At 46.8% G+C, this 13550-nt stretch carries 8 protein-coding genes; all 8 read right to left on the bottom strand.

From position 1 onward, the window contains the following. Positions 1–6: 6 nt before the first annotated feature. The gene (locus IEX62_RS17240) at positions 7–2892 is read right to left on the bottom strand and encodes a 2-oxoglutarate dehydrogenase E1 component (protein ID WP_188776769.1); all 2886 of its coding nucleotides are present in this window, start codon (positions 2890–2892) and stop codon (positions 7–9) included. A 541-nt stretch (positions 2893–3433) separates the two neighbouring features. Beyond that, positions 3434–3901 (bottom strand): GNAT family N-acetyltransferase, encoded by a 468-nt coding sequence (locus IEX62_RS17235; RefSeq protein ID WP_188776768.1) that lies wholly within the window; start codon positions 3899–3901, stop codon positions 3434–3436. A 673-nt stretch (positions 3902–4574) separates the two neighbouring features. Further along, complete coding sequence (locus IEX62_RS17230; RefSeq protein WP_188776767.1) at positions 4575–5249, bottom strand: stalk domain-containing protein; 675 nt, start codon at positions 5247–5249, stop codon at positions 4575–4577. Positions 5250–5633: 384 nt separating this feature from the next. After that, positions 5634–8048, bottom strand: coding sequence for a glycoside hydrolase family 94 protein (locus tag IEX62_RS17225; protein ID WP_188776766.1), 2415 nt, complete (start codon positions 8046–8048; stop codon positions 5634–5636). 746 nt (positions 8049–8794) lie between these two features. Further along, on the bottom strand, positions 8795–9619 hold the full coding sequence (locus IEX62_RS17220; protein WP_188776765.1) for a carbohydrate ABC transporter permease: 825 nt from the start codon (positions 9617–9619) through the stop codon (positions 8795–8797). Between the two features lie 57 nt (positions 9620–9676). Beyond that, positions 9677–10582 carry a carbohydrate ABC transporter permease gene (locus IEX62_RS17215; RefSeq protein WP_188776764.1) on the bottom strand — a complete coding sequence of 302 codons (906 nt, stop codon included), beginning with the start codon at positions 10580–10582 and terminating at the stop codon, positions 9677–9679. A 151-nt stretch (positions 10583–10733) separates the two neighbouring features. Beyond that, positions 10734–11981 (bottom strand): sugar ABC transporter substrate-binding protein, encoded by a 1248-nt coding sequence (locus tag IEX62_RS17210; protein WP_188776763.1) that lies wholly within the window; start codon positions 11979–11981, stop codon positions 10734–10736. Between the two features lie 298 nt (positions 11982–12279). After that, the gene (locus tag IEX62_RS17205) at positions 12280–13542 is read right to left on the bottom strand and encodes a sugar ABC transporter substrate-binding protein (RefSeq protein ID WP_188776762.1); all 1263 of its coding nucleotides are present in this window, start codon (positions 13540–13542) and stop codon (positions 12280–12282) included. Between the last annotated feature and the right edge of the window lie 8 nt (positions 13543–13550).

Genomic DNA, 13550 nt, shown 5'->3' with positions numbered 1-13550 from the left:
AGCTGCTTACCTCCCCAGGGATATGTTGTTTTTCAACGAATTTGGTTTGAGTGCTGATGTCAGGATACGCTGTTGCTCAATAGCATGAACATGCTGGTAACCACTTGCCGGGCTGGAACGCTCCGGACGGCCGATGTAGCTCACTTCGATTCCGCCTGAGAGTGCACGCAGTCTTGGCTCCGTATATGTCCAGTAGCCCATATTCTGTGGCTCCTCCTGCAACCAGATCACCTGTTGCAGATTTTTGAAGCCAGCTAGAACATTACTGATTTCTTCTTTCGGGAACGGATACAGCTGCTCTACACGAATGATGTGCAGCCATGAGAAATCCGTATCTTTTTCTTTCTCAAGTGCCTCTTCCAGATCGATCGCCACTTTACCTGTGCAAAGGATTACGCGTTCAACCGCATCCTTGTTACCGCCCAGACCAGCTTGCTCCAAAATTGGACGGAAGCTACCTTCACTTAGCTCCGAAGCTGGTGCCGTAACACGTGGATTACGGATCAAGCTCTTCGGCGACATCACTACGAGTGGACGCGCTTCTTCCGTTTCCGTGCTCAGCGCCTGACGACGCAGCAGGTGGAAATATTGAGAAGCAGAGGTCAGGTTAGCGATCGTGAAGTTGTCTTCACCAGCCAGTTGCAGGAAGCGCTCTGGACGTGCACTGGAGTGCTCCGGTCCCATACCTTCATAGCCGTGTGGCAGAAGCATCACGAGACTGGATTTTTGTGTCCATTTGCTACGACCCGCAGAGATGAACTGGTCAATCAGCACCTGTCCAGCATTTACGAAGTCGCCGTACTGTGCTTCCCAGATCACAAGCGTTTCCGGTGCATACACATTGTAGCCATATTCAAAGCCGATAACCGCTGCCTCAGAGAGCGGACTGTTATGGATGGCAAACGATGCTTTGGCTTCTGGCAGTCGATGCAGTGGGCAGAATGCCTCGCCTGTTTTCGCATCATGCAGAACCAGGTTACGGTGTGCAAATGTAGCACGCTCTGCGTCCTGACCTGTGATACGGATTGGTTTGCCTTCTGCAAGAATACTTGCAAATGCAAGCGTCTCCGCATGACCCCAATCCACGCGACCTTCTGGCTCCAGCGCACCACGGCGACGCTCCAGAATACGTTGCAGCTTCGGATATACATTGAAGTTCTCCGGCCATGCCAGCAATCCTTCATTGATCTTGTTCAGCAGGCTTGCCGAAACAGCAGTCTGATTAGAAGCATGTGCTGCTCCTTCACCAGCAGGATTCACTGGACCAAATGTCGATTGCGTCTCATCACGTTTCACTTCGTCATAGGTCGTTTTCATCTGATCCTGTATTTCATTTTTGTATTTCTCATACTGATCCGTAGGAGCGATATTACGCTCTGCCAGACGGTTGCCGTATATAGAAGCAACACGCAGATGATTTTTCACTTTGCCGTACATGAGCGGCTGTGTTGTTTCTGGATCATCGGCTTCGTTGTGACCGTAACGGCGATAACCGATCAGGTCGATCAGGAAGTCTTTTTTGAACAGATTACGATATTGCATTGCCATTTCTGCTGCACGTATACATGCTTCTGGATCATCCGCATTAACGTGGATAACCGGAATCTCATAGCCCTTCGCCAGGTCACTGGCATAATGGGTGGAACGGGAGTCCTTGCTGTCTGTCGTGAAGCCAAGACGGTTGTTAACGATAATATGAATGGTACCGCCGTTTTGGAAGCCCGGCAGCTGGTTAAAGTTCAATGTTTCGGCTACGATACCTTCGCCCGCAAATGCTGCGTCACCGTGCATGATGATCGCTGCTGCCTTGTCCTTATCCTGACGCGGATAACCTTTTTCACTACGATCATCCTGTGCCGCGCGTGTAAAGCCTTCGACAACCGGGTTAACGTATTCAAGGTGACTCGGGTTGTTCGCCAGAGTCAGACGAGTTTCATAGCTTTGTCCTTCATCTGTCAGCGAGTAACGCGCACCTAAGTGGTACTTTACATCGCCTGTCCAACCGAAGTTAATGCCCATAGAGCCTTCAGATGGCATCATGTCCTTGTTCGGAGAATGATGGAATTCAGAGAAGATTTTCGCGTACGGCTTGTTGAGTACATGTGCCAGTACGTTCAGACGACCACGGTGAGCCATGCCCATCAGAACGTGGCGAGCTCCGCCGCGCGCAGCAATACGCACGATCGTGTCCAGCATCGGAACGAGCGCGTCATTTCCTTCAATGGAGAAACGTTTTTGTCCGACAAATGTTTTGTGCAAAAATTCTTCGAATTGCTCTACTTCAACCAGACGGTGTAGCAGATCAAGGCGTTCCTCGTCTGTCAGCGTCTGAGAAGCCGAATTCGTTTCGACCTGGCGGTTCAGCCAGTTGCGCTCCTGCTCGTCATGAACATGAGCAAATTCGTAAGCGAGCGGCCCAGTGTACTTTTTACGTAGAATCTGGATCGCTTCCCAGCCGTCACGTGCTTCATCCGGCGCATTTTCCCAGATCAGAGATGCTGGAAGCTGCGATAGATCGCGCTGACTGAGTCCATACTGTTCAGGGTCAAGCAAACGCACATCAGATGGCGCGCTCAGACCAAGCGGGTCAATATCTGCTGCAAGATGTCCGTATGTACGGATATTCCATACCAGTCGTTCTGCTGCAACCGCTTTCTTCAATAGATTGGTGTCTACTTTCCCCGGAGTGCTAGTCCCATGCTCACTTGCCGTGCCGGAAACAGGCGCAGCCGGAGCTACAGGTTCCCCATTACGTTCAAAGAGTTCACGGTAACCCTCGTCTACCGAGTTCGGGTCTTGTTTGTACTTTTCATACTGCTCCTGTAGGTACCCCAAATTGGGCCCGTAATAGGATTGCCATAGCGATGGTCTGTTCGATTCGTCGATTGTCATCGAGGATTCCCTCCGTCTTGAATTTTTTGTGAATATTTTTGTGACGGAATTGCAACACTTTCAATTATACCTCTATCTGTTTAATCACAAAATAGTCTAAAATAAGACTATGGAAGAGGAAACGGGATGTTGCTTTAAGAAAACGTTTTCTTTGGCCTGCATACAGAATAATTTAGGTTTTTTAGCCCGATTATCACGAAATTTGGGTGATGCACTCAAAAAGCGAGCTCATATCCAGTTTTCGTCATTCACTTGTCCGTAACATTGAGCACATGTGGAAGTCATACCGAGCTGGTCATGCCCCCTTACTTTGTCTGTGATCCGCTTTACATTTTCCATTCTACACCAGCCAGTTACGAATTTCCAATTTTAATTTTTAGCTATTTTGTCCAAATCTCACCAGCCCAATCTGTATGTTTACATTTACAGATGTGACGATATCGAAAACGTTATATTTAACATGGCAAAAAGGTGTCCAGCTGAAATGCGCGGACACCTTTTTTTAATATTTATGCAGCTGTCATTGTTAGCGGTCGTGCCATCAAGATACACCGAGCGGCTCTAAACGTTGGTTCAGCAGCATGTCAACGTGTGGAATGCCATCCTCCAGATAAGATTCGGAGATCGCTTCAAAACCGTATGAGCCGTAAAATGGACACAGATATTCCTGCGCTTGAATCTTGATTTCGGTTTCTCCTAGCTCCTGCTGGATAAAGTTGATTGCACGCGCAAATAGCTCGCCAGCATAACCTTTGCCACGATGTGTCGCAGGCACAATCACTCTACCGATCGATGCCTGTGTGTAGGCGATACCCGCAGGCAGAAGGCGCGCGTATGCTGTGATTTGCTCATTTTCCAACCGATACAGATGATAGCAGTTCAGGTCTTTGCCATCGACTTCAGGGTAGGGACAATTTTGCTCTACGACAAAAATGTTGGTGCGTTCTTGTAAAATGCGGTATAGCTCAATTGTGGTCAATTCGTTAAAGTGCTTAATGTGCCAGGTCATGAATGGTCAGTCTCCTTTGTTATCTAATCCATGGTGATACTGTAGTTGAACGAGCGATATAAGTACGCTATATACTGCGATGGAGCAGACAAATGATCTTCACTCACTCCTTACAACGAGTGCCGATGGATATTTATCTGATCCTTAATCACATTGCATAAACATGAGATTCATTAAATAATTATGAATGATTATACAACTTTATAAATGAATAAACTAGATGCTTATTGGCATTTTGTTAGCAATGCCAAATTTACATAAGCCATGCCGATTAAGTAACAATGTTAGAAAAAATGAATAGAATGAGCTCATCCGTTTTGATCGATTATCGCTCCTGGATAAGGACAACCTGTAGCACATGGGAAAAGTATATGTATGTAGTATGTTGTATGTAGTGCGTTATTGTTCAAGTCGCTATTAGGATTATCAAGCCTTCTACTTTATTTATCAAAATAAAAAAAGAAAAAACCTCTCTATTGGCTACTATGCCAAGCGAACAGAGAGGCTGTATAGTTTATATGCATTTCATCGGATGTTATTATTTTAATCCAGCTGCATCCAATTTTATTAAAAGGTCATTCGCTTTTTCAGCTTTTTCAGCTTTTTCAGCTTTTTTTACTTTTTTCGCTTTTATCGCTTCTTCTATCTTTATCTATCGTTCTCAATAACGATATTATTGTCCCTGCCAGATAATATTCACTTCATTATATCCCTGTCTATCTTCTGTTCCAGGCTGTCCGGTTGCGGTGACAGAGAAGGTTGATCCTGAATCAATGATCGTAAACGCATCCGAGCGAATCTCTTCAGATTGCTTGGTCGCTCCTTTGGAAACAAAGTATTGCTTATAACTATTGCCAAGCTGATCCAGGCTTTGTTTGGTCAAATAGCTAAATACGACGGATTTCACGCCATCCTTAGAGCTTTCAATCACGTCAAATACTTTGGCATCGGCTGGAATTGGGAAATCCGCAGGAATATGCTGTGGACGCTGTACGTTGGAGGAGCTGCTTGCAGTGGAAGGCGGAACACTGCTTGTAGACGATGAGCTGGAGCTTGCACCTGCTGAGCCAATTTTCACCTTACTTGCGGCTGCATCATAGGCAATTGGTGTGTTTAATGCTTCACCGATCGCACGAACGGGAAGGTAGGTCGTACCATTATACGTGATTGGAGCCATTGTTTTACCGTTCGCATCTTTAGCTGTATAGGCCTGTCCATTCACTTCAATACCAATGCCATAGTTCAGCGCTGCCTTGATTTGTTGAAAATTGCTACCTGCATATACGCCTGTAGCTCCAGTAACCGCCATGCCTACGACAACAGCAGCGATCGTTAATTTCTTTTTCATTATAAACCCCTCCTCATTTTTGAATAAACCAGCCTTCTATGTATGTAAGTGTCATGTTATGTAAAGCCAGTACAAGCTATTAACCTGATTAGCTTGGTTTCTAAGCAATACGTTGTTAAATGGAACTCGTCGCAAAAAAAGAGCAAACTTGCTCATTGGGCAAGTTTGCTCTTATAAAAACGATTATAGAAGTTATTTGAAAAGCCATTACTCCCATTTACTTCATACTGCTTGTCATCCTGAAAGTCAACTTTGTTGAATTACAGTCTGTGAAATGCTCTTTCCTATAAAACAAGTAAAGTGAGGTAAGGCAACAGCATTGAAATGATGAAAACCTAGATATAGACATTATAGTCTGATACTGACTGCTGGCTAAACCATCCTTTAACCCATTACAACCTTCACTTCATGCTCTTTACCGTCTTTAAAGTCTGGTAAAATGTTGCCCTCAATCGCTTTGCCATCCACCGTGATGGACTTCACGCCGCGCGATACGCCTGCACTATTGTCCACATGGATCAAATACGTTGCACCACGGAAGTTGCGGCGGTAGCTGAATTCCGGCCATTCGGATGGAATGCTTGGATCGATCAATAGACCTTCGTGTTCTGCACGCACGCCCAGAATCCAGTTGGTTGCCATACGTTGCAGCCATTGGGATGAACCTGTGTACCACGTCCAGCCACCACGTCCATAGTTTGGCGAGATTGGGCCATCAGAGTTACCCGGTGTTACATACGGTTCACCCACATAACTATTCGGCTCATGAGAGCGGTTCGGCGGACAGATTTTGCTGTAGGCTTCGTATGCTTTTTCCGGCTGACCTGCTAGTGTATACGCCCATACTGCCCATGTTGCCGCATGTGTGTACACGCCGCCATTTTCGCGCAGTCCTGGCGCATAGCGAGTGATGTAGCCGATATCGCGGCGTACTTTGGTATAGGCTGGATATAGTAGCAATGATCCATAATCACGCAGCAGATGCTTACTAACGCTCGCCATCGCCTGCTGACCACGTTCTTCATCAGCTACACCTGAGATCACCGCCCAGATCTGCGGATTGAGGAAAATCTGACCTTCTTCATTTTCTTTTGAGCCGACCTTTAGACCATCATCTGTTGTCGCCTGTAAGTACCATTCCCCATCCCAGCCATGCTCATTGAGCGCTTTTTTCAAGCTAGTCTGTACTTCCAGCATTTTCGCAGCAAAGGCTGAATCGCCACGGCGTTCTGCGACGGGTGCGAAGCTACCCAGAATCATATACAGGAATTCGCCTACCCAGAAGCTCTCGCCTTTCCAGTCGTAACCGATCGCACTCAGACCATCATTCCAGTCATGCTCGCCCATCAGTGGCACACCGCGTGGACTAAAGCGCTGGAACGATTTCTCAATCGCACGCTTGCAATGCTCATATACGGTCGCTTCTCCACCATCGAGGAATGGTGTGATCTCATCCAAAATGTCATAGTCCTGTGTCTCTTTCAGGTAGGAATCCATGATGAACGGTAGCCACAGCAGGTCATCGGAGCAGCGAGTACGCGGCCCACCACCACGAATTGTAAACCACCAGTGCAGTACATCGCCTTCCTGGAATTGCTGTGAGGCGTGCATCAGAATCTGCTTACGCATCAGTTCAGGCTTGCTGGTCAGGAAAATTTGCGAATCCTGTAGCTGGTCACGATAACCATAGCCTGCACTCACCTGATAATAAGCGGTTTTGCCCCACAGACGGCAGGAGATCGATTGATATTTTAGCCATACATTGGTCATGATATTCATCGCCGGGTCTGGTGTCTCGATCTGCTCGGTATCGATCAGCTCGCTCCAGAATTCATGCACACGTGCCAGCGTACGATCTGCCGCTTCCACACTTGTATATTCACGAATGAGTTCAGCTGCATCTTCCTTCTCATGCTCAGCAGCACCAATCGTAAATACAACCGTATACGAAGCGCCTGGCTCTAGCTTGAACGCCACGCGCAGTGATCCAGCAGCATCTCCAAAACGACCCGTATGTCCTGCCAGCTCAGGCTGCTCCATTGCCTGTGGACGAGATTCCTCACCATACATTCCCACAAAGGATTCTTTATCTGCATCATAAGAAGACGGCTGCTCACTTGCCGCATGGAATGCAGTATACGGCCAGCTTACATTGTTGCTGCGACCCTTCTCATCCGGGAAGCTCCATAAGTATTTTTCGAGCAGAATCGCGTTTAAGCCCTCGTTGTATTCCGAGTTCATAAAGATTTTGTGGAATTCACGATGCTCATCCGGGGCAAATCCAGGTGCCCATTCAAAATAAGTCGTCGCATCTAATTCACGCGTCTGTTCGCTGTTATTCGTAACTTTAAGTTTGATTAGCTCGAGTGGAGCATCCGGAGCGACGAATACCGTCATCTCACTACGAATGCCATTTACCTGCTGGGTGAATACACTATATCCAATACCATGACGAACTTCATAATGTTCAAATTCCGCCATGACCGGTTTCCATGCTGCCGACCAGTACTGACCAGAGCTACGATCACGCAGGTACACAAATTTGCCCCAAGAATCCTTGATCACATCCTGAAACAATCGTGTGATCCGGTTCTGTCCAGCATTGCCACGCCAGGAAGCACCGCCACCTGCTTGCGATACCATAAACGAATAATCGCCATTACTAATAATATTACTCCACGGACGAGGTGTACGCGGATTCGTAATCACATACTCGCGTCCATCCTTTGTAAAATAACCATACTCATTTTGGAACAAACGATCTTGCTCGGTGCTTTGTGTACTTTGTACAGTAGACATGCAGAATCCCTCCATACGTATCTTTTTATATTTCTAGCTGAGATGTGCATACAAATATTCAAAATATTACAAGTCTGGTTGATGATGCAACAACCACTCCGGTAAGGAATAAGGGGACGTCCTCCGATGGAACATAGGAATCTAAGAATTGGAGTAAAGGTAGATTCCTATGTTCCAAAGTCGTCCTTTCCCCTTATTTCCTTACCATCGTTCCGTGGGTGTCCATCCTACTCAGCTTCAACTGACAACCAAAATTGAATTCTAAAATTCAATTTCTTTTTTAGTACATTGATTAATAAAGTCACCTATACATAGCATATAGCAGAACATATATCTAAATGAATAATATGAACAATATAGACAAATAACATAAATGAATAGATCTTCTCATTAGAGTTCTAAAGAGTAGTACACAAAAATCTCCATACCTCTAATATTCAAGGAACGTTTATATTCAGAAATTCTACGCTTTTAATTGAAGTACCAGTAACATCCTACTGCCCCTACAACCTTTGAGAAAAAGAATGCGCTTCTATCTTGCACAACATGCATGATGCAATATGCAGGGAACGGAGGGAAGGAAATAAGGGGTAAGGACGACTTTGGAGGGGCGGGAATCTTCAAGTATTCCCAATTCCAAAAGATTCCCGCGGCTCCACCCGAGTCCGTCCCCTTATTCCTTCACGGAGTGCTTGATGCATAACGACACCACATCCCGCAACACCACCAGCATCTTTTTCCCCCTCCTACTTCATTCCCGAAATCGTATACCCTTCAATAATATGACGCTGGGCAAAGATAAAGATGATCAGAATCGGGATAACCATAAAGGATGCGCCTGCCATCTGGATGGCAAAGTCGCCGCCGTATTGTCCTTTTAAGAGCTGCAAGCCGACCGAGAGCGTGTACAGGCTCTCATCGTTGGCTACGATCAATGGCCAGAGGAAGCTGTTCCAGCCACCGATAAAGGTCAGAATCCCCTGTACGGCAAAGATCGGTTTAGCGATTGGAATAATAAGCTGGAAGAAGGTGCGAACCTCGCCTGCACCATCCAGTCGTGATGCCTCGATCAGATCATTCGGGATCGTCGTCATAAATTGACGGAACAGGAAGATACCAAATGCATTGACCATACCTGGCAACACAATCCCTGCCATCGTATTGGTAAGGCTCATTTCATTCAAGATCAAGTAAACCGGAATCATCGTTACCTGGGACGGAATCATCATCGTACCAAGTACGAGATAGTAGAGCACATTACGACCAGGGAATTTGAATTTGGCAAAAGCATAGCCTGCTGCCGCATTTAAAAATAAACCGATAAACGAGAAGAATACGATAATAAGTGTATTCCATAAATAGCCACCAAAATTCATTTCCGTGAACAAACGCTCAAAGTTATGCATCGTTGGTTGTTGCGGCCAAAAGCTCGGTGTTAAGGATGTAACCTCACTCTCCGGTTTGAAGGAGGACAAGATCATCCATACAAAAGGTATACACATCGCTACTGCACCGATTAGCAGTACAAGGATCACGATGCCTCGATAAACAGGTTTCACGCGAACATCCATCACGGAACCTCCTTTCACAGTATGCTCCGGCATTAGCTAGTTAGAGCTGCTCGGATATCAATATTCGACATCACTGTCTTTTTTACGTGCTTTGAATTGAACGATAGTTACAAGAATGATGATGGCGAACAAGACGATCGAGCCTGCTGCCGCGTAGCCGAAATCACTGCGCTGGAAACCGGTCTGATAAATGAACAGTGCCATCGAGGTTGTACCATTCAGTGGGTCACCCTTCGTCATAACGAGGGGCTCCTCGAAGAACTGAATCCAACCGATCAATGTTGTAATCGAAACGAAGAAGGTTGCAAATCCAAGCAGTGGCACAGTAATGCGCATCAGTTGCTGCCAGCGGCTTGCACCGTCAATCTGTGCAGCTTCATAATACGTGCGCGGAATACCTTGCAATGCTGCCAGGAAGATAATCATATTTAGACCGATCGCTTTCCATACTGCCATAATGATCAGGGAGAACTTAGCGATCGTTGGATCTTGCAACCAGCGTACTGGCGATATCCCTACAGCTTCCAGCATATGGTTAATCAGACCATACTGAGAGTTGTACAGATAACCCCAGATTACGGCAATCGCAACGATGTTCGTAATCGATGGCATATAGTAGATAACTCGAAACGTTTTGAAAATCCAGCTTGTACCCTGATTAATCAAAATCGCAATCGCCATCGAAACGATGACAACGAGTGGAACGCCGACAACCACGTAAATCAGCGTATTAAACATCGATTTGCGGAATACTGCATCACTGAATAGCTGGACAAAATTGTCCACACCTTTGAATTCAACATTGGACCAGTCTGCCAGCCCTGCCAGATTCATATTCGTGAAGCTAATAAATACAGCAACGAGAATCGGTATAAATGAGAAAACGAAAAGTATAATCAGCGTCGGCGCGATAAACAGATACGGGTATCTGTGTTTGACCAACGACTGCCAGGCCTTTTGCATGTTCTGCTCCCTCCTTTACGGAAGTCTATTCTTCCGGTGAAGCCGCTTCTACTTCCCTACTGTCTGTAGGGGGAAACGCTACACATGTGCTTATGAACAAGCTGACCAGCCAGGCACCGGAGGATGCCCGGCGGTTAGCGCGTTGCATGAATTATTTTTGTAGCAAGGCATCAGCCTGTGTATTCAGATCTTCCATCTGTGTCTGGATATCTGCACCGCCAACAACGATCTGTTGCAGGGCTGCCTTGATCAATTGACCTACAGCTTCCCATTGCGGTACAAATGGAGATGGACGAGAGGTTTTCATTTGCTCACGGAATGTTGCAATTTGTTCGCCATCAAGCGCTTTGTCATCCCATGCTTTCAGTGTGGATGGCAAGTCTTTGGACAGCTTGTAGTATTCAATCTGGTTCGCTGGATCGCTCATAAAGGATACGAATTTTACAGCATCGTCCTTGTTGGCTGCGCTGCTGAATACACTCCAGTTCGAGCCACCCAGTACAGATGCGCTTTTGCCGCCTTCTTCTTTGACAGGAATCGTTGCTGTTGCCCATTTACCATCAATTTGTGGTACGGTTTCATGAATCTGATTGATCGACCATGGACCACTGAAGAACATTGGAATGATACCTTGACCGAATGCTGGCAGAAGCTGCATATCGCTCTGCGATGGCGCACTGCCATCTTTATAGAAGCTTGTCAGGTATTGAACTGCTTCTACATATGGCTTCTGGTTAAATTGAGCTTTGTTGTCGCTGCTGATGACTTCGCTACCATTTTCCCAGGCAAATGGAAGAGTGAATGCGGCATCCTGATTATCAAGCAAAATACCATAGTTGCCGTTACCACGTGCAGCCAGCTTTTTCGCTGCATCTTGTAGCTCAGCCCATGTTTTTGGTGCCTGATCGTAGCCAACTTCCTTCAGCAGATCGGTACGATAGTACAGTACACGTGTCTCCATATACCATGGAATCGCGATCAGCTTGTCATTATATTTCATCGTTTCACGTGCACCCTCGAAGAAGTTCTCTGGCTTCAGGTTTGGATATTTATCTGTGTACGAGGACAGATCAAGCAATGCACCCGCATTCGCAAACTCTGGAATCCATGTCATCCCCATCTGGATAACGTCCGGGCCGTTTTTGGAAGCTACCGCAGTCAACAGCTTGTCGTGCGCGCTATCCCATGGAATCTGCTGTACCTGTACATCGATATCTGGATTAGCCTTTTCAAACGCTTCAACCATATTCGGTAACGAACCGCCTTCGCCGCCCATCCCCCATACTTTAAGAATCCGCTTTCCATCCGCTGTTGTTGTTTTGTCTTTACCGCCACATCCAGCGAGTATCAGTGAAAATACCAGCATACATGCAACTGTAGTTTTCCATAATTTAGCCATGCTCGGGCCACCTCTTTATTGGTATTTGGATGAAAATAGCAGTAAAGACGCTGTTCGGATCACGTATGAGTATCAGCACGGACATTCGCCAGAGTCTTCACTGTTGGTGGCAGTGTCATTATTTATTGGTACACTGCCGGCTTTGTTGCTGGAGGATCGCCTGTCGTGCAAGCGCATCCCTGACCTCCCCTTTTACTGCCCCTGTAACCTGTTGCTTCATTCGTACTCACACCGCTACACCATGCTCATACCTTATAGCGATGCTGCTGGCTATCTTCGTACTGAACAGGATTACTACTTAATTCCCGCTCTGCAACGTCGAATTCGCCTGCTCGTTTAACTGGTTTAGCTGTGTCTGAATGTCTGCACCACCGACGACAATCTGATCAAACGCATCGCTGATCTGCTTGCCAATCGTTTCCCATTCTTTGACGGATGGCGTAGAGCGTGCCGTATCCATCTGTGTACGGAATGTACTGATATTCGGACTGTTGTCAAATGCTTTGTCCTCCCACGCTTTGGTCGTGGATGGCAAATCCTGTGTCAACTCATACCATTTGACCTGTACCTGCGGATCGTTCAAATAACTGATGAACTGCACCGCTGCCTCTGTATTTTGCGAGGTGCTGAACACGGATAGATTGGAGCCGCCAAGTACAGAGACGCTTTCACCACCAGCCGTTTTCGGTGGGATGACTGCGGTTCCCCATTGATCTGGCTTCAGCTCCGGTAGCTCCGTCTTGACCTGGTTTACCGACCACGGTCCACTGATGAACATCGGCAGAATGCCTTCACCAAACGAAGGGATCAGCTGCATGTCACTCTGAGTCGGGGCGATACCCTCTTTGAAAAAGCTACTTAAATATTGAATCGTCTCCACATAGGGAGGCTGGTTCAACTGTGCCTGTTTGTTGCTGTTAATCACTTCACTACCGTTTTCCCAGGCGAATGGAATCGTAAACAGTGGGTCTTTGCTATCCAGCAAAATCCCGTAATTGCCATTGCCGCGTGCAGCCAGCTTTTTCGCTGCGTCCTTCAGTTCATCCCAGGTTTTGGGAGGCTCATTATAGCCAACCTGCTTCAGCAGATCCTTGCGATAAAAGAGCACCCGGGTATCGATATACCAAGGAACACCTACGGTCTTGCCCTCATAGGTCATCTTCGTACGTGCACCCTCGAAATAGTTATCCGCTTTCAAATTCGGATATTTATCCATATAAGGCGTCAAATCCTGTAGCGCGCCTGCACCAGCAAACTCGGGTATCCAGCCCATGCCCATCTGTACAACATCTGGGCCACTGCGGGATGCCACTGCGGTGAGTAGCTTATCGTGCGCGTTATCCCACGGAATCGCCTGCACATCCACTTTAATATCAGGATGCTTGGCTTCAAAATCGGGAACAAGCTTGCTTAGCGCTGTACCTTCCGCACCCATCCCCCATACTTTTAATACACGCTTACCATCAGAGGTCGTGCCCTTCTCGTTGCCGCCAGAACAACCTGCCAGCAGCAAGGAGAAGATCAGCAGACCGGATATCGCTGGTTTCCACCATGTTTTCATTACGTACA

The organism is Paenibacillus hunanensis (genome assembly GCF_014645615.1).
In the GTDB taxonomy this organism is placed as follows: Bacteria; Bacillota; Bacilli; order Paenibacillales; family Paenibacillaceae; genus Saccharibacillus; species Saccharibacillus hunanensis.
This window is presented reverse-complemented; position numbering and strand designations above follow the sequence as displayed.